The sequence below is a fragment of the Streptomyces sp. NPDC004658 genome (genome assembly GCF_040609555.1).
In the GTDB taxonomy this organism is placed as follows: Bacteria; Actinomycetota; Actinomycetes; order Streptomycetales; family Streptomycetaceae; genus Streptomyces.
The window spans coordinates 63,982-87,630 of record NZ_JBEXKG010000005.1 but is presented as its reverse complement, the minus strand read 5'-3'; the positions used below and the strand labels follow the sequence as shown (position 1 = coordinate 87,630).

Below are 23,649 nucleotides of genomic sequence, written 5' to 3'. Positions count from 1 at the left end.
GGTCTTCGAAAACCCGCACTGGACATCAGTGTGCCAAGTGGCTACACTGACCCTTTGCGCTGCCTGTTAGCTGTCCCCTGCCCGTCACCAGGGGTCTGCCCTCACTCGAGCACAGTCGACCGAAGCCCCCCTGACCTGGGGTTTCCGTCCCTGCGTACGGGAGAGGGACCGGTACGCGCGTAGTGAGTCCGAGCCCTCGGAAGGACCCCCTCTTGGCCGCCTCGCGCACTGCCTCGACCGCGAATACGAACAACGGCGCCAGCACCGCCCCGCTGCGCATCTCCTTTGCAAAGATCAAGGAGCCCCTCGAGGTTCCGAACCTGCTCGCGCTGCAGACCGAGAGCTTTGACTGGCTGCTCGGCAACGCCGCCTGGCAGACTCGGGTCGAGGAGGCCCTTGAGAACGGTCAGGACGTCCCCACCAAGTCCGGTCTGGAGGAGATCTTCGAGGAGATCTCCCCGATCGAGGACTTCTCCGGGTCGATGTCGCTGACGTTCCGGGACCACCGCTTCGAGCCGCCCAAGAACTCGATCGACGAGTGCAAGGAGCGCGACTTCACGTACGCCGCCCCGCTCTTCGTCACCGCCGAGTTCACCAACAACGAGACCGGCGAGATCAAGTCCCAGACCGTCTTCATGGGCGACTTCCCGCTCATGACGAACAAGGGCACCTTCGTCATCAACGGCACCGAGCGTGTCGTGGTGTCTCAGCTGGTCCGTTCCCCCGGTGTCTACTTCGACTCCACCATCGACAAGACGTCCGACAAGGACATCTTCTCCGCCAAGATCATCCCGTCCCGGGGCGCCTGGCTGGAGATGGAGATCGACAAGCGCGACATGGTCGGTGTCCGTATCGACCGCAAGCGCAAGCAGTCGGTCACCGTGCTGCTGAAGGCGCTCGGCTGGACGACCGAGCAGATCCTCGAGGAGTTCGGCGACTACGAGTCGATGCGCGCCACCCTGGAGAAGGACCACACCCAGGGCCAGGACGACGCGCTGCTCGACATCTACCGCAAGCTGCGTCCGGGCGAGCCCCCCACGCGTGAGGCCGCGCAGACGCTGCTGGAGAACCTCTACTTCAACCCCAAGCGCTACGACCTCGCCAAGGTCGGCCGCTACAAGGTCAACAAGAAGCTGGGTACGGACACCCCGCTGGACGCGGGCATCCTGACCGTCGAGGACATCATCGCGACGATCAAGTACCTGGTGAAGCTGCACGCCGGCGAGACCGAGACCACCGGTGACAACGGCGAGACGGTCGTCGTCGAGACCGACGACATCGACCACTTCGGCAACCGTCGTCTGCGCAGCGTCGGCGAGCTCATCCAGAACCAGGTCCGCACGGGTCTGGCGCGTATGGAGCGTGTCGTCCGCGAGCGGATGACGACCCAGGACGTCGAGGCGATCACGCCGCAGACCCTGATCAACATCCGGCCGGTCGTCGCCTCCATCAAGGAGTTCTTCGGCACCAGCCAGCTGTCCCAGTTCATGGACCAGAACAACCCGCTGTCGGGTCTCACCCACAAGCGCCGCCTGTCGGCTCTTGGCCCGGGTGGTCTCTCCCGTGAGCGGGCCGGCTTCGAGGTCCGTGACGTGCACCCGTCGCACTACGGCCGTATGTGCCCGATCGAGACGCCGGAAGGCCCGAACATCGGTCTGATCGGCTCGCTCGCCTCCTACGGCCGGGTCAACGCGTTCGGTTTCGTCGAGACCCCGTACCGCAAGGTCATCGACGGCCAGGTCACCGACGAGGTCGACTACCTGACCGCCGACGAGGAGGACCGCTTCGTCATCGCGCAGGCCAACGCGCCGCTGACCAGCGACCTCCGTTTCGAGGAGAGCCGCGTGCTCGTCCGCCGTCGTGGCGGCGAGGTCGACTACGTCGGCCCCGAGGACGTGGACTACATGGACGTCTCGCCGCGCCAGATGGTGTCGGTCGCGACCGCCATGATCCCCTTCCTCGAGCACGACGACGCCAACCGTGCCCTCATGGGCGCGAACATGATGCGCCAGGCCGTCCCGCTGATCCAGGCGGAGGCCCCGCTCGTCGGCACCGGCATGGAGTACCGCTCCGCCGTCGACGCCGGCGACGTCGTCAAGGCCGAGAAGGCCGGTGTGGTCCAGGAGGTCTCCGCGGACTACATCACCACCGCCAACGACGACGGCACGTACATCACGTACCGCCTGGCCAAGTTCGCCCGCTCCAACCAGGGCACCTCGGTCAACCAGAAGGTCATCGTCAACGAGGGCGACCGCGTCGTCGAGGGCCAGGTCCTCGCCGACGGACCGGCCACCCAGAACGGCGAGATGGCCCTCGGCAAGAACCTGCTCGTGGCGTTCATGCCGTGGGAGGGTCACAACTACGAGGACGCGATCATCCTGTCGCAGCGCCTCGTGCAGGACGATGTCCTCTCCTCGATCCACATCGAGGAGCACGAGGTCGACGCCCGTGACACCAAGCTCGGCCCCGAGGAGATCACCCGGGACATCCCGAACGTCTCCGAGGAGGTCCTCGCCGACCTGGACGAGCGCGGCATCATCCGTATCGGTGCCGAGGTCATCGCCGGTGACATCCTCGTCGGCAAGGTCACCCCGAAGGGTGAGACCGAGCTGACGCCGGAGGAGCGCCTGCTGCGCGCGATCTTCGGTGAGAAGGCCCGTGAGGTCCGTGACACCTCGCTGAAGGTGCCGCACGGCGAGACCGGCAAGGTCATCGGTGTGCGCGTCTTCGACCGCGAGGAGGGCGACGAGCTGCCGCCGGGCGTGAACCAGCTGGTCCGCGTCTACGTCGCGCAGAAGCGCAAGATCACCGACGGTGACAAGCTCGCCGGCCGTCACGGCAACAAGGGTGTCATCTCCAAGATCCTGCCGATCGAGGACATGCCGTTCCTGGAGGACGGCACCCCGGTCGACATCATCCTCAACCCGCTGGGTGTGCCGTCCCGAATGAACCCGGGACAGGTCCTGGAGATCCACCTCGGCTGGCTCGCCAGCCGCGGCTGGGACGTCTCCGGCCTCGCGGAGGAGTGGGCCCAGCGCCTGCAGGCCATCGGCGCCGACAAGGTCGAGCCCGGCACCAACGTCGCCACCCCGGTCTTCGACGGTGCGCGTGAGGACGAGCTCGCGGGTCTGCTGCAGCACACCATCCCGAACCGGGACGGCGAGCGCATGGTGCTCCCGACCGGTAAGGCGCGGCTGTTCGACGGCCGCAGCGGTGAGCCGTTCCCGGACCCGATCTCGGTCGGCTACATGTACATCCTGAAGCTGCACCACCTGGTCGACGACAAGCTGCACGCCCGCTCGACCGGCCCGTACTCGATGATCACCCAGCAGCCGCTGGGTGGTAAGGCCCAGTTCGGTGGCCAGCGGTTCGGTGAGATGGAGGTGTGGGCCCTCGAGGCCTACGGCGCCGCGTACGCCCTCCAGGAGCTGCTGACCATCAAGTCCGACGACGTCACCGGCCGCGTGAAGGTCTACGAGGCCATCGTCAAGGGCGAGAACATCCCCGAGCCCGGCATCCCCGAGTCCTTCAAGGTGCTCATCAAGGAGATGCAGTCGCTCTGCCTGAACGTGGAGGTGCTGTCCAGCGACGGTATGTCCATCGAGATGCGCGACACCGACGAGGACGTCTTCCGCGCTGCGGAGGAGCTCGGTATCGACCTGTCCCGGCGCGAGCCGAGCAGCGTCGAAGAGGTCTGACGGGAGTCCGGCGGGGCCCTGACCCACAAGGGCCCCGCCGACCCCCAGGCCCCCGTTTCAGACCACAGACTTAACGACCCTGAGAGGGATTGACGCATAGTGCTCGACGTCAACTTCTTCGACGAGCTCCGGATCGGCCTGGCCACCGCTGACGACATCCGTCAGTGGAGCCACGGCGAGGTCAAGAAGCCCGAGACCATCAACTACCGCACCCTCAAGCCCGAGAAGGACGGACTCTTCTGCGAGAAGATCTTCGGTCCGACCCGGGACTGGGAGTGCTACTGCGGCAAGTACAAGCGCGTCCGCTTCAAGGGCATCATCTGCGAGCGCTGTGGCGTCGAGGTCACGCGCGCCAAGGTGCGCCGTGAGCGGATGGGCCACATCGAGCTGGCCGCCCCCGTCACGCACATCTGGTACTTCAAGGGTGTCCCCTCGCGCCTCGGCTACCTGCTGGACCTGGCGCCCAAGGACCTCGAGAAGGTCATCTACTTCGCCGCGTACATGATCACGTACGTCGACGAGGAGCGCCGTACCCGCGACCTGCCCTCCCTGGAGGCGCACGTCTCGGTCGAGCGCCAGCAGATCGAGAACCGCCGGGACGCCGACCTGGAGGCCCGCGCCAAGAAGCTCGAGGCCGACCTGGCCGAGCTGGAGGCCGAGGGTGCCAAGGCCGACGTGCGCCGCAAGGTGCGCGAGGGTGCCGAGCGCGAGATGAAGCAGCTGCGCGACCGCGCGCAGCGCGAGATCGACCGCCTCGACGAGGTGTGGAACCGGTTCAAGAACCTCAAGGTCCAGGACCTGGAGGGCGACGAGCTGCTCTACCGCGAGCTGCGCGACCGCTTCGGCACCTACTTCGACGGCTCGATGGGCGCCGCGGCGCTGCAGAAGCGCCTGGAGTCCTTCGACCTGGAGGAAGAGGCCGAGAAGCTCCGCGAGATCATCCGTACCGGCAAGGGCCAGAAGAAGACCCGCGCCCTGAAGCGGCTGAAGGTCGTCTCCGCGTTCCTGCAGACCTCCAACAGCCCCAAGGGCATGGTCCTGGACTGCGTCCCGGTCATCCCGCCGGACCTGCGTCCGATGGTGCAGCTGGACGGTGGCCGCTTCGCGACCTCCGACCTGAACGACCTGTACCGCCGTGTCATCAACCGCAACAACCGCCTGAAGCGGCTTCTCGACCTCGGTGCCCCCGAGATCATCGTGAACAACGAGAAGCGCATGCTCCAGGAGGCTGTCGACGCGCTCTTCGACAACGGCCGTCGTGGCCGCCCGGTCACGGGCCCCGGCAACCGTCCGCTGAAGTCGCTGTCGGACATGCTGAAGGGCAAGCAGGGCCGCTTCCGTCAGAACCTGCTCGGCAAGCGAGTCGACTACTCGGCGCGTTCCGTCATCGTCGTCGGCCCGCAGCTGAAGCTGCACCAGTGCGGTCTGCCCAAGGCGATGGCGCTGGAGCTGTTCAAGCCGTTCGTGATGAAGCGCCTGGTCGACCTGAACCACGCGCAGAACATCAAGAGCGCCAAGCGCATGGTGGAGCGCGGCCGTACGGTCGTGTACGACGTCCTCGAAGAGGTCATCGCCGAGCACCCGGTTCTGCTGAACCGTGCTCCCACCCTGCACCGCCTCGGCATCCAGGCCTTCGAGCCGCAGCTGGTCGAGGGCAAGGCCATCCAGATCCACCCGCTCGTCTGCACCGCGTTCAACGCGGACTTCGACGGTGACCAGATGGCCGTGCACCTGCCGCTGTCCGCGGAGGCGCAGGCCGAGGCCCGCATCCTGATGCTGTCCTCGAACAACATCCTCAAGCCGGCCGACGGCCGTCCGGTGACGATGCCGACCCAGGACATGGTCCTCGGTCTGTTCTTCCTCACCACCGACGGCGAGATGCGTGACGTCAAGGGCGAGGGCCGCTCGTTCGCGTCCGTGGCCGAGGCGATCATGGCGTTCGACGCCGGCGAGCTGTCGCTGCAGTCGCGCGTGGACATCCGCTTCCCGGTGGGCACCATCCCGCCGCGCGGCTGGACCCCGCCGGCGCGCGAGGAGGGCGAGCCGGAGTGGCAGCAGGGTGACAGCTTCCGCCTGAACACCACGCTGGGCCGCGCGCTCTTCAACGAGCTGCTGCCCGAGGACTACCCGTTCGTCGACTACGAGGTCGGCAAGAAGCAGCTCTCCGAGATCGTCAACGACCTCGCCGAGCGCTACCCGAAGGTCATCGTGGCGGCGACGCTCGACAACCTGAAGGCGGCCGGCTTCTACTGGGCGACCCGTTCCGGTGTCACCGTGGCCATCTCCGACGTCGTCGTTCCCGAGGCGAAGAAGGAGATCGTCAAGGGCTACGAGGCGCAGGACGAGAAGGTCCAGAAGCAGTACGAGCGCGGTCTGATCACCAAGGACGAGCGCACGCAGGAGCTCATCGCGATCTGGACCAAGGCGACCAACGAGGTCGCCGAGGCGATGAACGACAACTTCCCGAAGACCAACCCGATCTTCATGATGGTGAACTCGGGTGCACGAGGCAACATGATGCAGATGCGTCAGATCGCCGGTATGCGTGGTCTGGTGTCGAATGCGAAGAACGAGACGATCCCGCGTCCGATCAAGGCGTCGTTCCGTGAGGGTCTGTCCGTGCTGGAGTACTTCATCTCCACGCACGGTGCCCGTAAGGGTCTGGCGGACACCGCCCTGCGTACGGCCGACTCGGGTTACCTCACCCGTCGTCTGGTCGACGTCTCGCAGGACGTCATCATCCGCGAGGAGGACTGCGGCACCGACCGTGGCCTGCGGCTGCGGATCGCCGACCGTGGCGCCGACGGCGTGCTGCGCAAGACGGACAACGTCGAGACGTCCGTGTACGCGCGCTGCCTCGCCGAGGACATCGTGGTCGACGGCCAGGTGCTGGCCCCGGCCGGCACCGACCTGGGCGACGTCCTCATCGAGGAGCTCGTCGGCCGTGGCGTCGAGGAGGTCAAGACCCGCTCGGTCCTGACCTGCGAGTCCGCCGTCGGTACCTGCGCGATGTGCTACGGCCGCTCGCTGGCCACCGGCAAGCTGGTCGACATCGGTGAGGCGGTCGGCATCATCGCCGCCCAGTCCATCGGTGAGCCCGGTACCCAGCTGACGATGCGTACCTTCCACACCGGTGGTGTGGCCGGTGACGACATCACCCAGGGTCTGCCGCGTGTCGTCGAGCTCTTCGAGGCCCGTACCCCGAAGGGTGTCGCCCCGATCTCCGAGGCCTCCGGCCGCGTCCGGATCGAGGAGACCGAGAAGACCAAGAAGATCGTCGTCACCCCGGACGACGGCAGCGACGAGACGGCGTACCCGATCTCGAAGCGTGCCAAGGTCCTGGTCCGCGAGGGCGACCACGTCGAGGTGGGCCAGCAGCTCACCGTGGGTGCCACCAACCCGCACGACGTGCTGCGCATCCTGGGTCAGCGTGCCGTCCAGGTCCACCTGGTCGGCGAGGTCCAGAAGGTGTACAACTCGCAGGGTGTGTCGATCCACGACAAGCACATCGAGATCATCATCCGGCAGATGCTCCGCCGCGTGACGATCATCGAGTCCGGCGACGCCGAGCTGCTGCCCGGCGAGCTGGTCGAGCGCTCCCGCTTCGAGCAGGAGAACCGTCGTGTGGTCCAGGAGGGCGGTCACCCGGCCTCCGGTCGTCCGCAGCTGATGGGTATCACCAAGGCCTCGCTGGCGACCGAGTCCTGGCTGTCGGCGGCGTCCTTCCAGGAGACGACGCGAGTCCTCACCGACGCGGCGATCAACGCCAAGTCGGACTCGCTCATCGGCCTCAAGGAGAACGTCATCATCGGTAAGCTCATCCCGGCCGGTACGGGCCTGTCCCGCTACCGCAACATCCGGGTCGAGCCGACCGAGGAGGCCAAGGCCGCGATGTACTCGGCCGTCGGCTACGACGACATCGACTACTCGCCGTTCGGCACGGGCTCCGGCCAGGCCGTGCCGCTGGAGGACTACGACTACGGTCCGTACAACCAGTAAGCGGGCAGCGTGAACTGAAGGGCGGTCACTCCGTTGCGGGGTGGCCGCCCTTCGGCGTCGTGCGGACTCTCGGGTCGCCGTGACGCGGCCGGCCGGTGGGCCGGGCGCCGTCTGCCGGCCGCAGCCGGTCGCCCGTGCGTCCCTGCGGGGTCTGTGAGGCCCGCTGCGGCCCGGGTGCGGCCTGGGAGGCGGAGAGGGCCGGCGAGGGGGCCCAGGGCCATGCCGGCAGCCGAGGCGCGCTCGGCGGCTCTGACACGCGCGCGGCGGCTCCGGCACACGCGCGGCGGCTCCGCGGGGCCGAGGCGGTGCGCGAGCCGCCGCCGACGTGTCCCGATCGCGAATTCCAAGATCACTTAACGTACGGGGACTTGACATCCGTCGCAGCCCGAGGCCCCCGCACCCCATTTGTTTTGACCGCAGCGAATGAGGTAGGTACGCTCAGACCTTGTGCCTGGGGTGTGCCCTGGCTCCTGTGCGTGCCTGCAAACCGCATGGCGAGCCGCGACCGGCCACCGTAATCTGCGCCCTTTTCGCCTTGCGGCGGGAGTCTGGCGGATTCGACACACCCGACCGCGTGGGTCGGCGACGTTCCAGGTTAGCTGTACCCATCGGCACACAGAAACCGGAGAAGTAGTGCCTACGATCCAGCAGCTGGTCCGCAAGGGCCGGCAGGACAAGGTCGAGAAGAACAAGACGCCCGCACTCGAGGGTTCCCCTCAGCGTCGCGGCGTCTGCACGCGTGTGTTCACGACCACCCCGAAGAAGCCGAACTCGGCCCTCCGCAAGGTCGCGCGTGTGCGTCTGACCAGCGGCATCGAGGTCACCGCTTACATTCCGGGTGAGGGACACAACCTGCAGGAGCACTCCATCGTGCTCGTGCGCGGCGGCCGTGTGAAGGACCTGCCGGGTGTTCGCTACAAGATCATCCGCGGCTCGCTCGACACCCAGGGTGTCAAGAACCGCAAGCAGGCTCGCAGCCGTTACGGCGCCAAGAAGGAGAAGTAAGAATGCCTCGTAAGGGCCCCGCCCCGAAGCGCCCGGTCATCATCGACCCGGTCTACGGCTCTCCTCTGGTGACCTCCCTGATCAACAAGGTGCTGCTGAACGGCAAGCGCTCCACCGCCGAGCGCATCGTCTACGGCGCCATGGAGGGCCTGCGCGAGAAGACCGGCAACGACCCGGTCATCACGCTCAAGCGCGCTCTTGAGAACATCAAGCCGACCCTCGAGGTCAAGTCCCGCCGTGTCGGTGGCGCCACCTACCAGGTCCCGGTCGAGGTCAAGCCCGGCCGTGCCAACACCCTGGCGCTGCGCTGGCTGGTCGGTTACTCCCGCGCCCGTCGCGAGAAGACCATGACCGAGCGTCTCCTCAACGAGCTTCTCGATGCCTCCAACGGCCTCGGTGCGGCCGTGAAGAAGCGCGAGGACACCCACAAGATGGCCGAGTCCAACAAGGCCTTCGCGCACTACCGCTGGTAGTCGCTACCCACATCGAGACCGAGAGAAGACTGAAGCCTTATGGCTACCACTTCACTTGACCTGGCCAGGGTCCGAAACATCGGGATCATGGCCCACATCGACGCGGGCAAGACGACCACCACCGAGCGGATCCTGTTCTACACCGGTGTGTCTTACAAGATCGGTGAGGTCCACGACGGCGCTGCCACCATGGACTGGATGGAGCAGGAGCAGGAGCGTGGCATCACGATCACCTCTGCTGCCACCACCTGTCACTGGTCGCTGGAGGACGTCGACCACACCATCAACATCATCGACACGCCGGGTCACGTCGACTTCACCGTCGAGGTGGAGCGTTCCCTGCGCGTGCTCGACGGTGCTGTGACGGTGTTCGACGGCGTCGCCGGTGTTGAGCCCCAGTCCGAGACGGTGTGGCGTCAGGCGGACCGCTACGGCGTGCCGCGTATCTGCTTCGTCAACAAGCTGGACCGCACCGGTGCCGAGTTCCACCGCTGCGTCGACATGATCTCCGACCGTCTGGGCGCGCAGCCGCTGGTCATGCAGCTGCCGATCGGTGCCGAGGCGGACTTCAAGGGCGTCGTCGACCTGGTGAAGATGAAGGCCCTGGTCTGGTCGGCCGAGGCGACCAAGGGCGAGATGTACGACACCGTCGACATCCCCGCCACGCACACCGAGGCCGCCGAGGAGTGGCGCGGCAAGCTGGTCGAGGCCGTCGCCGAGAACGACGAAGAGATCATGGAGCTGTACCTGGAGGGCGAGGAGCCCACCGAGGAGCAGCTGTACGCCGCGATCCGTCGTATCACCATCGCGTCCGGCAAGGGCACCGGCACCACCGTGACCCCGGTGTTCTGCGGCACCGCGTTCAAGAACAAGGGCGTCCAGCCCCTGCTCGACGCGGTCGTGCGCTACCTGCCGTCCCCGGTCGACATCGAGGCCATCGAGGGCCACGACGTCAAGGACCCGGAGACGGTCATCAAGCGCAAGCCGTCCGACGAGGAGCCGCTGTCGGCGCTGGCGTTCAAGATCATGAGCGACCCGCACCTGGGCAAGCTCACCTTCGTCCGCGTGTACTCCGGCCGCCTCGAGTCCGGCACCGCCGTGCTGAACTCGGTCAAGGGCCGCAAGGAGCGCATCGGCAAGATCTACCGCATGCACGCCAACAAGCGTGAGGAGATCGAGTCGGTGGGCGCCGGCGACATCGTCGCCGTCATGGGCCTGAAGCAGACCACCACCGGTGAGACGCTGTGCGACGAGAAGAACCCGGTGATCCTGGAGTCCATGGACTTCCCGGCGCCGGTCATCGAGGTCGCGATCGAGCCCAAGTCCAAGGGTGACCAGGAGAAGCTGGGTGTCGCCATCCAGCGTCTCGCGGAGGAGGACCCCTCCTTCCAGGTGCACACCAACGAGGAGACCGGCCAGACCGTCATCGGCGGTATGGGCGAGCTGCACCTCGAGGTGCTGGTCGACCGGATGAAGCGCGAGTTCAAGGTCGAGGCCAACGTCGGCAAGCCGCAGGTCGCGTACCGCGAGACCATCCGCCAGAAGGTCGACAAGGTCGAGTACACCCACAAGAAGCAGACGGGTGGTACCGGCCAGTTCGGTCGCGTCATCATCTCGATCGAGCCGATCGAGAGTGGCGACATGGCGTACGAGTTCGTGAACCAGGTGACCGGTGGTCGCATCCCGAAGGAGTACATCCCTTCGGTCGACGCCGGCTGCCAGGAGGCGATGCAGTTCGGTATCCTCGCCGGCTACGAGATGACCGGTGTCCGGGTCATCCTGCTGGACGGTGCCTACCACGAGGTCGACTCCTCCGAGCTCGCCTTCAAGATCGCCGGTTCGCAGGCCTTCAAGGAGGCCGCGCGCAAGGCCAAGCCCGTGCTGCTCGAGCCGATGATGGCCGTCGAGGTCACCACGCCCGAGGACTACATGGGTGAGGTCATCGGCGACATCAACTCCCGCCGTGGCCAGATCCAGGCCATGGAGGAGCGGGCTGGTGCCCGCGTCGTGAAGGGCCTCGTGCCCCTGTCGGAGATGTTCGGCTACGTCGGCGACCTCCGCAGCAAGACGTCGGGTCGCGCAAGCTACTCGATGCAGTTCGACTCCTACGCCGAGGTTCCGCGGAACGTCGCCGAGGAGATCATCGCGAAGGCCAAGGGCGAGTAACGCACCGCGTTCACACGCCGTAGGCTTGACTCCGGAGCCTCAAGGGGCAAACGTCCGCAATCGTGAGCGTTTGCCCCGGGTTCCGGGCCTTTACAGCAAAGATCACCTGGCGCCGATGAAGTAAGGCGTACAGAACCACTCCACAGGAGGACCCCAGTGGCGAAGGCGAAGTTCGAGCGGACTAAGCCGCACGTCAACATCGGCACCATCGGTCACATCGACCACGGTAAGACGACCCTCACGGCCGCCATTACCAAGGTGCTGCACGACGCGTACCCGGACCTGAACGAGGCCACCCCGTTCGACAACATCGACAAGGCTCCTGAGGAGCGTCAGCGCGGTATCACCATCTCCATCGCGCACGTCGAGTACCAGACCGAGGCGCGTCACTACGCCCACGTCGACTGCCCGGGTCACGCGGACTACATCAAGAACATGATCACCGGTGCCGCGCAGATGGACGGCGCGATCCTGGTGGTCGCCGCCACCGACGGCCCGATGCCGCAGACCAAGGAGCACGTGCTCCTGGCCCGCCAGGTCGGCGTTCCGTACATCGTCGTCGCCCTGAACAAGGCCGACATGGTGGACGACGAGGAGATCCTGGAGCTCGTCGAGCTCGAGGTCCGTGAGCTCCTCTCCGAGTACGAGTTCCCCGGCGACGACGTTCCGGTCGTCAAGGTCTCCGCGCTCAAGGCCCTCGAGGGCGAGCAGGAGTGGGTGGAGTCCGTCCTCAACCTGATGAAGGCCGTCGACGAGTCGATCCCGCAGCCGGAGCGCGACGTCGACAAGCCGTTCCTCATGCCGATCGAGGACGTCTTCACCATCACCGGTCGCGGTACGGTCGTCACCGGCCGTATCGAGCGTGGTGTCCTCAAGGTCAACGAGAACGTCGACATCATCGGCATCAAGCCGGAGAAGACCTCCACCACGGTCACCGGCATCGAGATGTTCCGCAAGCTGCTCGACGAGGGCCAGGCCGGTGAGAACGTCGGTCTGCTTCTCCGTGGCATCAAGCGCGAGGACGTCGAGCGCGGCCAGGTCATCATCAAGCCGGGCTCGGTCACCCCGCACACCGAGTTCGAGGCGCAGGCCTACATCCTGTCCAAGGACGAGGGTGGCCGCCACACGCCGTTCTTCAACAACTACCGTCCGCAGTTCTACTTCCGCACGACGGACGTGACCGGCGTGGTGACCCTCCCCGAGGGCACCGAGATGGTCATGCCGGGTGACAACACCGAGATGAAGGTGGAGCTCATCCAGCCCGTCGCCATGGAAGAGGGCCTGAAGTTCGCCATCCGTGAGGGTGGCCGCACCGTGGGCGCCGGCCAGGTCACCAAGATCGTCAAGTAAGTTCCGCTTGCTTGCGGGCTTGATGGCTTGAGGGTCGGTTCCCGACCCGAAGGTCTCGACCTGCGAGAGGCCCGTACGACTCCGGTCGTACGGGCCTCTTCGTCTTTCCCGCCCGCGACCGCATACGGTTCTCCGCGTGAGGAAGCGGACCTTGATACACGCGGGGCTCCAGACCGTCGTCCCCTGGCTGGCCGTGGCGGCCGTGGTGATCACCATGGCCTGGCAGCAGGGGCTGTTCTCCTGGGGCGCTTCGCCCGCGTCGGGCCCGGCCCGCACCATCGCGCTCCGGGGAGGCGGTTTCTCCGACGGCGGCCGGTGCGGAGCCAAGGGCTACCACTACTTCCCGGTGCCCGCGGACGCGTCCGCACCCCCCGCGGCACAGTCCGCCGCCCCGACGCCCGGCCCGCAGCTGGTACTGGGCTCCTACGGGTACGAGAAGCTGACCCGCGCCCCCGGCCGTTTCACCATCGGCCTGCTCTTCGCGCCGGGCCCCAGGGGATCGCTGAAGCTGTCGCGGACCCTGGGCGGCGAGGGCGTCGCCGTCGAGATCGAGGGCCCGGACGGGCTGGTCGGCGGAGCGCACGGCCTGCCCGTCACCTGGGATCCCGCCACGCGGTCCGACACCGGTGGCAGCGCCGAGGTGTCCCTGCCGCTGGAGGCACTGTGCCCCGGGCAGGACGCGCGGACCGTGTCGAAGAGGCTCGGGCCGCCGACCGACTCCTCCCGCACCATCACCGGGCAGCCGGCCTACACCCTGACCGTGTCGGTGCGTGACCCGGGGATCGGGGCGCAGCGCAGGTCGGTCGGCCTTCCGCCGGGCGGCAACCTGCTCAGCGCGAACAACCTGGTGCCGGAGGACGGCTTCCTGCTCGCGAGCACGGCGTACTGACGGCTCCCTGACGGCTCCGAAACTATTCGGCGCGTACGACCCGTTCCCCCCGCGCCTGCCTCCCTCCCATATTTGTCATGCCGATGAGCAAATAGATGCCGACGGGGCTGGAGGGGTGAGGTATGTCGTCTGCGCACGTCAGCCGTAGGACGGTGCTCGGCGGGACGGTCCTGGGCGCGGGACTGGCCGCGATGCCCGCGGGAGCCCCGGGGGCCGCCTCCGTCGCCACCGGGGGCGGACCGCAGGTGACGGACCCGGGAGCGTACATCTCGTTCACGGGCGGAGTGTTCTCCCTGGTCGGCGCGCCCGTGGTGGTGAGCGCGGCGGACCACCCCGGGGTCGTACGGGTGGCCGGGGACCTCCGGGACGACCTCGCGCGGGTGACCGGCGTCCGCCCGGGCACGACGATCGGCCGCTTCCCGGTCCTGCTCGGCACGATCGGCCGCAGCCCGCTGATCGACGGCCTGATCCGGTCCGGAAAGCTCGACGTCACGGGCGTACGGGGCAGGTGGGAGACCTCGCTGCAGATGGTCGTGGAGCACCCGATACCCGGCGTGGAGCGGGCGTTCGTCATCGCGGGCAGCGACCCGAGGGGCACGATCTTCGGGGCGTACGACGTCTCCTACGGCATCGGCGTCTCGCCCTGGCACTGGTGGGACGACGTACCGCCGGCCCGGCGCGACGCGGTGTGGGTGAAGGCCGGCCGCTTCACCCAGGGGACCCCGGCGGTGAAGTACCGGGGCGTCTTCATCAACGACGAGAACCCGGCGCTCGGCACCTGGGCGCCGGCGTACTTCGGCCCGGGGAAGGCACCGGGCTACCCCGGAGGCTTCACCGCCGACTTCTACGCGAAGGTCTTCGAGGTACTGCTGCGCCTGAAGGCCAACTACCTGTGGCCGGCGGTGTGGGGCCGGGCCTTCGCGGAGGACGACCCGGACAACCACCGCCGGGCGGCCGAGTACGGCATCGTCATGGGCACGTCCCACGAGGCGCCGATGATGCGGGGCATCGAGGAGTGGAACCGGCACGCCGACTCCGGGACCGACCCCTACGGGGGCACCGGCGAATGGTCGTACCGCCGCAACCCCGAGGCGATCCGCGCGTACTGGCGCGCCGGCATCCAGCGCATGGTCGACCAGGACTTCGAGGGCGTCGTCACCCTCGGCATGCGCGGCAACGGCGACACCAGTCTGCCCGACGGCGACGGCATCGAACTGATGCAGCAGATCATCGCCGACCAGCGCCGCATCATCGAGGAGGTGACCGGCAGGCCAGCGGCCGAGACCCCCCAGGTGTGGACCCTCTACAAGGAGGTCCAGCGCTACTGGGACCGCGGCCTGCGCGCCCCGGACGACGTCACCGTGGTCCTCACGGACGACAACTGGGGCAACATCCGCAAGCACCCCGACAGCCCCCGCGCCGGCGGCTACGGCCTCTACTACCACTTCGACTACGTCGGCGCCGGCCGCAACTACAAGTGGGTCGACACCGCGAACCTGCGCAACGTCTGGGACCAGCTCCACCAGGCGCACGCCTACGGCAACCACGGCCTGTGGGTGGCCAATGTGGGCGACCTGAAGGGCAACGAGCTGCCGACGGAGTTCTTCCTCACCTACGCCTGGAATCCCGATGCCTGGCCGCTGGAGCGCCTCGGCACGTGGGAGGAGCGCTACGCCCGCCAGAACTTCGGCGAGGCGCAGGCGAAGGAGATCGCGTCCCTGCTGGCGGCCTACGGCCGGCTCCAGGCGCGCCGCAAGCCGGAGCTGCTGAACCGCCGGATCACCCTCTCCGGCGACCAGGTGGTGTACGACGACCGGCAGAGCCCGTACCACTTCGCGCACCGGGAGCTGGAACGGGTCACCGAGGAGTGGCGCGCGCTGGGCCGCCGCGCGGAACGCGTCGAGCGCAGACTGCCGGGGCGGCTGCGGGACGCGTGGTTCGAACTGGCCGGCTACGCGGTCACGGCGACGGCGAACCTGTACGCGCTGCGGGAGGCGGAGTTCACGAACCTGCTGTACGCGGCGCAGGGACGGGCCGCGACGAACGACCGCGCGGCACAGGCGGAAGCCGCCCTCGGCCAGGACCTCGCGCTCGCCGACCGCTTCAACTCCCGTGTGGCCGACGGCAAATGGCGGGGCTTCCAGACCCAGCCGCACATCGACTACGGGGACGTCGACCGCTACGGCCCCAACGCGGGCTGGCAGCAGCCGGAGAAGGACAACGTGGCCCTGCCGGACGTGCTGTTCCCGGCGGTACGGCGGATCGACGTGCCGGAGGCGGCCGGGCTGGGCGTGTCCGTGGACGGCGCGGAGGACGCGGGGGAGTGGTGGCCCGGGGGCTCCTCCTCGGCCGCGTCCCTGCCGCCGTTCAGCCCGTACCAGACCCGCCCCCAGCAGTACGTGGAGATCTTCAACCGCGGCCGTACGTCCTTCCCGTACGAGGTCTCGGTCTCGGCGCCCTGGCTGCGCGTGGACCACCCGCGCGGCCGGGTGGACCAGCAGGTCCGCCTGGAGGTGCGGGTGGACTGGTCACGCCTCCCGGCCGGCCGCGCGGAGGCGACCCTGACGGTGCGCGGGGCGGGGGAGTCGGTGCCGGTGCGGTGCGTGGCGGAGCGCCCGGCGGGCGTGGAACCGCGGGGCTTCGTGGAGGCCGGCGGCTACGTGGCGATCGACGCCGAGCACTACGACCGGGCGGTCGGCCGGTGGCGCCGCATCGACGGCATCGGACGCACCGGCGCGGGCATGACGCCATGGCCGGTGACGTCCCCGAGCCGGACCCCCGGGGGCTCCTCCCCGCGCCTGGAATACGAGGTGACGCTGCTGTCCGCGCCCGGCGAGGTGACCGTCTGGGCCCACCTGTCCCCCCGCAACCCGGCCGTCCCCGGCGTCTCCGGCCTGCGCTACGGCGTCTCGCTGGACGACGGCCCGATCCGCACGGTGGACATCACGGCGGGCGCGGACGACGGCGCGCTGAACACGGTCTGGGCCCGCCACACGTCGGACAACATCAACGCGACGGCGACACGCCACTCGGTGCGCTCGGCCGGCGTACACCGGCTGAGGTTCTGGATGGTGGACCCGACGGTGGTGGTGCAGCGCCTGCTGATCGACACGGGCGGCCTGCCGGAGCTGTACCTGGGTCCGCTGGAGAGCCGGCGGGTGGGTCACCCGTAGAGCGGCAGACCCCCCGTCGAGATCGTCCAGTCGGCGATGGTCACGTCCTCCCCGTAGATGAAGTCCTTGCGGGTCGCGTGGCGGGGGCCGTCCGGGGTGGGGTGGATGTCCGTGAAGACGGTGCCGGTGCCGGTGCGGGGGGCGGGAGCCTGGCCGTCAGGCGGTGGGCCAGCAGGGCGGCCGGGCGGATCAAGGGTTTCCTCCGGCAGGCCCGTGGCCCGCTCCAGCCAGGCCGCGACACCGGGGCGAGGTGCTCGGTCTCGGTGGCGGACAGGAGCAGGCGAGGGTCCGTGCGACGCAGGTCCGCAAGGACGACGGTGGCCGCCCGCAGGAGGGCGGGGGAGGGCTCGCCCGCACCGGAGTTCAGTTTCGTCCAGGAAGAGGTGACGCTGCGCCGCCCCGTCGGGGACACAACGGTGTTGCGCCGACAGCTCGAACACATGCTGGAGGTGGCCCGGTTGCCGTTCGTGGAGCTTCAGGTCATGCGCGAGCAGTCGCCCCCACCACCTGGCCGCCTTCGTTGTGTACTCCGCACACAATGCCTGACTCTCCGTAAAGGGCAGGCCAAGATTGCAGCTCGGCTCGCCGATAGCACGCCCCCGGTGGGCTAGCGTGACAAGGGCACGCCAGAGTTGCAGACGGGGGTTGGCATCGTGGCAGGCAGTGACAAGACGGCCGGCGGGGGCCGGCCGGACCTCGCGTCGTCTCCCGCTGAGAAGACGGCCGCGGCGAACACGCTCCACAACGACATCCAGCCGGACACCAAGGCGGCGGGGCAGTGGGCGGACGACGAGACGAGCGCTGTGGTGAAGGCGTTCGACGCGAAGGACGGGCACGGCTGGCTCATCTCCGGTGCCGTGAGCAAGGCGCACAAGACCTGGGGCGAACAGGTCCAGGACTTCGTGAACCGGCTGGCGGGCGACGAGTCGGCCCTCCGGAGCGACTCGACGCTGCTGACCGGGACGGACGTCGGGGTGGGCGGTACCGCGCGCAGGGTGTCGGTGCTCGACACGTACTCGCCGCCGGCGCACTGAGAGTCAGCCGAGCCCACTCCTACGCCACCGCATCCGACGGGGACCCATGCCGACGTACCACGAGATCCTGACGACCGAACTGTCCACGCTCACCACGGCCGCCGACCGCTGGGACGGCATGGCGAAGGAGCTGAACAAGCAGGAGACGGCCTACCGACGGGACGTGCACGGCATCACTCTGCGCCCGACGTGGGCGGGTGAGAGCCAGCAGGCCGCCAATGCTCGCTTCGGTATCAGGCTCACGGAGTTCCAGAGCGCCCAGACGGAGGCCAAGGCGATCGCCTCGCTCCTCCGTGACGCCCACACCCAGTTCGCGGACCTGCGCGGGAAACTGGAGTCCGCCCGAGACGACGCGATCGCCGCGGGCATGAAGGTGTCGGACCAGGGCGTGGTCTCGTACGACACCGGGAAGCTCACCCATGGGGACCGCCAGGCGCTTGCCCACGACCCCGACTACCAGGAAAGCGTGCGCAAGGCCGTCGCCTCCTGGCAGGCCCGTATCGACCAGTGCGTGAAGGACGTGGAAGACGCCGACAAGGGCGCCGAGGTCGCCTTCGCCGCCGCCGTGAAAGGCCCCGGCGCGAGCGACGGCACCGTCCCCGGCTTCAACGGCAAGGCGCAAGGCGACATCGAGAAGTACGAGGCGGACGAGGCCAAGGACATCGCGCGGCGCGTCAACTCCGGCAAGGCCTCGTCGGCCGACTACGAGGAGCTGCAGCGTCTCTTCCACGACAACTCCGGCGACAAGGCGTTCAGCCAGACCCTGCTGGATGAACTGGGTGCGAAGGGCACGCTGCAGCTCTCCAACCGCCTCGACAGCCTCGCCTACTACGACGACACCAAGCACGGCGGCCAGTACCTGGACATGCAGAGGGGCCTGGCCACGACGCTGGCGACGGCGACGAAGGGCCCGCGGTCGGACTTCTACCAGAGCTTCCGTGCGGACCTGCGCAAGGCCGGCACCGAGCAGTTCGAGGTCGACGGCCTCAGCCCGATCCCGGACGAAAAGGTCCGCGGCTACCAGAGCCTCGTCACACTGATGCAGCAGGGCCACGGCTACAACGGACAGTTCCTGAAGGACACCGCGGACGACATCCGGCACGCCGAGGAGTCGTACACACCCGAGGACGGCAACCCGACCGAGTCGATCTGGGGCCTGCGAGACAAGTTCAGCGGCGGGGACCGGGGCTGGTTCGCCAACGATCCGCTCGACGGCGTGCTCGGCATTATGTCCCACGACCCGAAGACCAGCACCGAGTACCTGGACCCGGCCCACAACGACAACCTCCGGTACCTGCTCCACGAGCGGAACTGGGACACCGTCGTGGACCACTACGCGACCCCGCCCGGCGGCACGACAGTCGGCATACCCGTCCTGGCGGAGGACGGCGATGTCCGCAAGGGCTTCGGCGCGGCCCTGGAGGCCGCCACCACCGGGGAGGCGCCGGGCGGCTACCACGCCGCGGGCCCGCACCACGAGCCGCAGGCCCGCATCCTGCAGCACACGATCAACACGCTGTACACGGACAAGCACGCCCAGGAGCTCCCGAAGGGCCTGGTCACGCCACTGGCCCACATCCTGACGTCGTACACACCGGACACGCACGAGACCTACGCCGAGTCCTCCTCGCAGTACGCCATCGACTGGGACAGCGAGGGATCTGTCTGGAGCGACAAGGACGGAGCCCACATGGCTGTGGGGCACCAGCGTCTCGCCGCTGTCATGCGAGGCATTGCCAACGACCCCGAGGCGTTCGGACACGTCTACGGGGCAGAGCAGAGTTACGCGCACCACGTCCTGGACACGATCCCCGCGGACGCCGGCGACAAGACAATCCGCGACCGGATCGTGGAGTCCTCCCGGGCCATGGGCGCCTACGACGGCATACGGTCGGACATCATCTACGACGAGCGGTTCAAGAAGACGCAGTGGGCCGCCGACTTCAATCACGGGCTGGGCACGTCCCTCAGCACGGCGCTGATGTTCAACCCGGTGAAGGACCTCAGCCCCGTCGGGGACCTCACCTCGAAGACCCTCGACGTGTGGACGTACGAGTCGAACAAGGAGCACACGGCCGAGGCGAACCTCGCCGCCACCGAGCAGAACGCCAAGACCTACGACGCCGGGCAGCACGACGTCGAGAAGCTGGTGCGGGCCTGGGCGGACAGCCGCGGCCACGCCATCGACAGCGACTGGACGAAGTACTACGTCCACGCGGGCCAGAACGACTACGAGCACGGCCGTGACCGCACGCTGAGCACGCTGCGTGCGGACCGCTGACACGGCACGGAACGGTCACCCGACGAAAATGAGCGCGATGCAGAAGAAGTCCGGTCTCCGAGGCATCCACGCGGGCTGGTACGCGGGGGTGGCCGTGCTGGTCCTGGGACTCGTGGCGGCCGTCCTGTACGGCTCCGGGGCGTACGATTCCTGGCGTGACGGCCGCTCGCTGGACAAGGCCTGCGACGGCACCCTGGCCCAGGACGGACTGGCCTCGGCGCTGGGGTCCTCGGACCTGAGGGCCGAGCAGGACGACGGCGGTGCCCTGGCCGAGTGCCTCGTGAAGACGTCCCCCGGGACCGGACGCGCCGTGCGGATCACCCTGCGCTGGAGCACCGCGGGGGCACCCTCGGGCAGCCTGGTCTGGTACGACTCGGACTACAACGGAGTGCGGGCGCAGGCGGCGCCGCTCGGAGGCGGCTGGCCCGGCGTCGTCCGCTACGACGGCACCTGGCAGATCATGGTCGCGCTCGACTGCGCGAACGAGAAGGACAAGGCGCTGGTCACCTACGGTGACCTCTACGGCGCCTCCGGCGGGACCGCGCTCACCGGGCTCGGCCGGGTGACCACCGAGACCGCCCGGAAGGCGGCCGGAAAGTACGGCTGCCGGGTGAAGGCCGGCAAGCCACTCAGCAAGGTGTCCACGGCCCGCCTCGGCAAGCCCGGCACGGCGAAGCCGCTCGCGCAGGCGCAGGGGTCCTGCGTCGCGCTGCGTGCCCTGTCGGTGGCCGGGAGCGGTACACCCGGGATCATGGAGTATCCGGCGGACCCGGACGCCCCGCAGACCAACTGCTACATGGTGACCGGTGCGGAGAAGCCCGGCTACGGGCTGTACGCGTACTACGGCGCCGCCGCCAAGGACTACGAGTCGACCGGGTTCGGCGGCCCTGATCACGACTCCGTTGTGGCGACCGCGACCTGCCCCCGGGCCAGCCACGAGGCGGTCTTCGCGGTCTACCACCTCTACGACCGGGACTCCGACAGCTATCCGGTCCCGCACTACTCCGCCTCGTTCGCCCGGTCCGCGCTGAAGCTTTTCGCCGAGCACGAGGCGGAGCAACGCGGCTGTGACGGGGTACGGATCATGGACCGGCCGTGAACGCGGACCCTGGTTTGACCTACGTCACCTTGGGGGTAATCTCTTCGGCTCGATTGGCGGAGCGCCTGCCCCATATGGCAGACTGTCCGAGTTGCTCGGTCGAGTGTTGATGCTGCGCGCCTCCCGCCGGGAGGACCGGAAGCGAGTCCCACAGTACTCGTCGTCCTAACTGCCCTCGGGCAGCACTGGGACGGACGTACGGGAATCTTCCGGGAAGCGTGGGCGCGGCACCGGCCAGGCGCCCGGTGGGCCCGAGGTCCCCGGTCTGCGGTTCCGGAAGGGCCGTGTCAATCCCGCAGGGATGTTCGAACAAGGGACATCTGTGTCAGCGGGGGCGCGACACGCCCGACCGCGTGGGTCGGAGAACGAGGGATGCAGGAACCGCCGGGTTCCAGAGCGTGAGAAGAGACAGGACTACTGAGTAGCCATGGCGGGACAGAAGATCCGCATCCGGCTCAAGGCCTACGACCACGAGGTCATCGACTCCTCGGCGAAGAAGATCGTCGAGACGGTGACCCGTACCGGTGCGTCGGTCGCGGGCCCGGTGCCGCTGCCCACTGAGAAGAACGTGTACTGCGTCATCAAGTCGCCGCACAAGTACAAGGACTCGCGCGAGCACTTCGAGATGCGCACGCACAAGCGCCTGATCGACATCCTCGACCCGACCCCCAAGACCGTTGACTCTCTGATGCGACTCGACCTGCCGGCCGGTGTCGACATCGAGATCAAGCTCTGAGGCTGGTGGGCTGAGAATGGCTAAGCAGATCAAGGGCATCCTGGGCGAGAAGCTCGGCATGACGCAGGTGTGGGACGAGAACAACCGTGTTGTTCCGGTCACCGTCGTCAAGGCCGGCCCCAACGTCGTCACCCAGGTCCGTACGAACGACACTGACGGCTACGAGTCGGTCCAGATCGCCTTCGGCGAGATCGACCCGCGCAAGGTGAACAAGCCCCTCAAGGGCCACTTCGCCAAGGCCGACGTCACCCCGCGTCGTCACCTCGTCGAGATCCGCACGTCGGACGCCTCCGAGTACACGCTCGGCCAGGAGATCACCGCTGCGGTGTTCGAGGCCGGTACCAAGGTCGACGTCACCGGCAAGAGCAAGGGCAAGGGCTTCGCCGGTGTCATGAAGCGCCACAACTTCCGTGGCCTCGGCGCCGGACACGGCACCCAGCGCAAGCACCGCTCCCCCGGTTCCATCGGTGGCTGCGCCACCCCGGGCCGTGTGTTCAAGGGCCTCCGCATGGCGGGTCGCATGGGCAACGAGCGGGTCACCACCCAGAACCTGACCGTCCACGCCGTTGACGCGGAGAAGGGTCTGCTGCTCATCAAGGGCGCGGTTCCCGGTCCGAACGGCGGCCTCGTCCTGGTCCGCACCGCGGCCAAGGGGGCCTGAGGTAACCGATGAGCACTGTTGACATCCTTTCGCCGGCGGGCGAGAAGGCCGGTTCCGTCGAGCTCCCCGCGGAGATCTTCGACGCCAAGGTCAGCGTTCCGCTGATCCACCAGGTCGTCGTCGCGCAGCTGGCCGCCGCCCGTCAGGGCACGCACAAGACCAAGACCCGCGGTGAAGTCCGTGGTGGCGGCAAGAAGCCGTACCGCCAGAAGGGCACCGGTCGCGCCCGTCAGGGTTCGACCCGCGCGCCGCAGTTCGCCGGTGGTGGCGTCGTGCACGGTCCCGTGCCGCGTGACTACTCGCAGCGCACCCCGAAGAAGATGAAGGCCGCCGCCCTGCGCGGTGCCCTCACCGACCGGGCGCGTCACAACCGCATCCACGTCGTCTCCGGCGTGGTCGAGGGCGAGACCCCCAGCACCAAGGCCGCCAAGTCGCTGTTCGGCAAGATCTCGGAGCGCAAGAACCTGCTCCTGGTCGTCGACCGCGCCGACGAGGCCGCGTGGCTGTCCGCCCGTAACCTGCCCCAGGTCCACATCCTGGAGCCGGGCCAGCTGAACACGTACGACGTTCTCGTCTCGGACGACGTGGTCTTCACCCAGGCCGCTTTCGAGTCCTTCGTCGCCGGCCCGAAGGCCAACGACACCGAAGGGAGCGAGGTCTGATGGCCATCCGTCACCCCGCTATCGCCTCGAAGGCCGCCAAGGCCGCCAAGGCCGCGCGCGTCGCCAAGGCGCGTCGCCACGCCGCCGAGGGCAAGAACACCGTCGAGACCCCGCTGAGCAAGTCGTACACGGACCCCCGTGACGTCCTGCTGAAGCCGGTCGTCTCCGAGAAGAGCTACGCGCTGCTCGACGAGAACAAGTACACGTTCGTCGTCGACCCGCGGGCCAACAAGACCCAGATCAAGGAGGCCGTCCAGGCGGTCTTCGACGTCAAGGTCACCGGGGTCAACACGATCAACCGCCAGGGCAAGCGCAAGCGGACCCGCACCGGTTTCGGCCAGCGTGCCGCCACCAAGCGCGCGATCGTGACCCTCGCCGAGGGCGACCGTATCGACATCTTCGGCGGTCCGACCGCGTAAGCGG

The 23,649-nt window shown here is 68.1% G+C and carries 16 protein-coding genes and 1 pseudogene; 16 read left to right on the top strand and 1 reads right to left on the bottom strand.

What is annotated here, in order from left to right; genetic code table 11:
- Positions 1 to 212 precede the first annotated feature (212 nt).
- The 8 genes from rpoB (at position 213) to ABZV94_RS03915 (ending at position 16,753) form a co-directional block, all read left to right on the top strand.
- Positions 213 to 3,698, top strand: coding sequence for a DNA-directed RNA polymerase subunit beta (gene rpoB / locus ABZV94_RS03950; protein WP_356336847.1), 3,486 nt, complete (start codon positions 213 to 215; stop codon positions 3,696 to 3,698).
- A 99-nt stretch (positions 3,699 to 3,797) separates the two neighbouring features.
- Complete coding sequence (locus ABZV94_RS03945) at positions 3,798 to 7,697, top strand: DNA-directed RNA polymerase subunit beta' (RefSeq protein WP_356336845.1); 3,900 nt, start codon at positions 3,798 to 3,800, stop codon at positions 7,695 to 7,697.
- A 633-nt stretch (positions 7,698 to 8,330) separates the two neighbouring features.
- Positions 8,331 to 8,702, top strand: coding sequence for a 30S ribosomal protein S12 (gene rpsL / locus ABZV94_RS03940; protein WP_003948652.1), 372 nt, complete (start codon positions 8,331 to 8,333; stop codon positions 8,700 to 8,702).
- A gap of 2 nt (positions 8,703 to 8,704) precedes the next feature.
- Positions 8,705 to 9,175, top strand: a complete 471-nt coding sequence (gene rpsG, locus ABZV94_RS03935; protein ID WP_003998848.1) for a 30S ribosomal protein S7 — start codon at positions 8,705 to 8,707, stop codon at positions 9,173 to 9,175.
- Positions 9,176 to 9,214: 39 nt separating this feature from the next.
- Entirely contained in the window at positions 9,215 to 11,341 is a 2,127-nt protein-coding gene (gene fusA / locus ABZV94_RS03930) for an elongation factor G (RefSeq protein WP_356336843.1), read from the top strand.
- Positions 11,342 to 11,497: 156 nt separating this feature from the next.
- Positions 11,498 to 12,691 carry an elongation factor Tu gene (gene tuf, locus ABZV94_RS03925; protein ID WP_344349877.1) on the top strand — a complete coding sequence of 398 codons (1,194 nt, stop codon included), beginning with the start codon at positions 11,498 to 11,500 and terminating at the stop codon, positions 12,689 to 12,691.
- Positions 12,692 to 12,827: 136 nt separating this feature from the next.
- Positions 12,828 to 13,580: a hypothetical protein gene (locus tag ABZV94_RS03920; protein ID WP_356336841.1), complete on the top strand. Its 753-nt coding sequence runs from the start codon at positions 12,828 to 12,830 to the stop codon at positions 13,578 to 13,580.
- A 191-nt stretch (positions 13,581 to 13,771) separates the two neighbouring features.
- On the top strand, positions 13,772 to 16,753 hold the full coding sequence (locus ABZV94_RS03915; RefSeq protein ID WP_356336919.1) for a glycosyl hydrolase 115 family protein: 2,982 nt from the start codon (positions 13,772 to 13,774) through the stop codon (positions 16,751 to 16,753).
- Here the strand turns inward: ABZV94_RS03915 and ABZV94_RS03910 are convergent.
- Positions 16,744 to 16,893: pseudogene (locus ABZV94_RS03910) on the bottom strand (Uma2 family endonuclease); the annotation flags it as partial. The gene ABZV94_RS03915 and the pseudogene ABZV94_RS03910 sit on opposite strands and share 10 nt — an antisense overlap.
- Between ABZV94_RS03910 and ABZV94_RS03905 the strand changes: the two are divergent.
- The 8 genes from ABZV94_RS03905 to rplW all read left to right on the top strand — a co-directional run bounded on the left by ABZV94_RS03905 (position 16,831) and on the right by rplW (position 23,645).
- Positions 16,831 to 17,364, top strand: coding sequence for a Scr1 family TA system antitoxin-like transcriptional regulator (locus ABZV94_RS03905; RefSeq protein WP_356336917.1), 534 nt, complete (start codon positions 16,831 to 16,833; stop codon positions 17,362 to 17,364). The pseudogene ABZV94_RS03910 and the gene ABZV94_RS03905 sit on opposite strands and share 63 nt — an antisense overlap.
- Positions 17,365 to 17,406: 42 nt before the next feature.
- Positions 17,407 to 17,787, top strand: a complete 381-nt coding sequence (locus tag ABZV94_RS03900) for a hypothetical protein (protein WP_356336838.1) — start codon at positions 17,407 to 17,409, stop codon at positions 17,785 to 17,787.
- A 46-nt stretch (positions 17,788 to 17,833) separates the two neighbouring features.
- The gene (locus ABZV94_RS03895; protein WP_356336836.1) at positions 17,834 to 20,068 is read left to right on the top strand and encodes a hypothetical protein; all 2,235 of its coding nucleotides are present in this window, start codon (positions 17,834 to 17,836) and stop codon (positions 20,066 to 20,068) included.
- A gap of 37 nt (positions 20,069 to 20,105) precedes the next feature.
- Complete coding sequence (locus tag ABZV94_RS03890; protein ID WP_356336834.1) at positions 20,106 to 21,167, top strand: hypothetical protein; 1,062 nt, start codon at positions 20,106 to 20,108, stop codon at positions 21,165 to 21,167.
- A 427-nt stretch (positions 21,168 to 21,594) separates the two neighbouring features.
- Positions 21,595 to 21,903, top strand: a complete 309-nt coding sequence (gene rpsJ / locus ABZV94_RS03885; protein ID WP_003948644.1) for a 30S ribosomal protein S10 — start codon at positions 21,595 to 21,597, stop codon at positions 21,901 to 21,903.
- A gap of 16 nt (positions 21,904 to 21,919) precedes the next feature.
- Positions 21,920 to 22,564: a 50S ribosomal protein L3 gene (rplC, locus tag ABZV94_RS03880; protein ID WP_356336832.1), complete on the top strand. Its 645-nt coding sequence runs from the start codon at positions 21,920 to 21,922 to the stop codon at positions 22,562 to 22,564.
- Positions 22,565 to 22,572: 8 nt separating this feature from the next.
- Positions 22,573 to 23,226: a 50S ribosomal protein L4 gene (rplD, locus tag ABZV94_RS03875; RefSeq protein ID WP_103812795.1), complete on the top strand. Its 654-nt coding sequence runs from the start codon at positions 22,573 to 22,575 to the stop codon at positions 23,224 to 23,226.
- Positions 23,226 to 23,645, top strand: coding sequence for a 50S ribosomal protein L23 (rplW, locus tag ABZV94_RS03870; protein WP_014674371.1), 420 nt, complete (start codon positions 23,226 to 23,228; stop codon positions 23,643 to 23,645). Before rplD ends, rplW begins: the two co-directional genes overlap by 1 nt.
- The last annotated feature ends 4 nt before the right edge of the window (positions 23,646 to 23,649 follow it).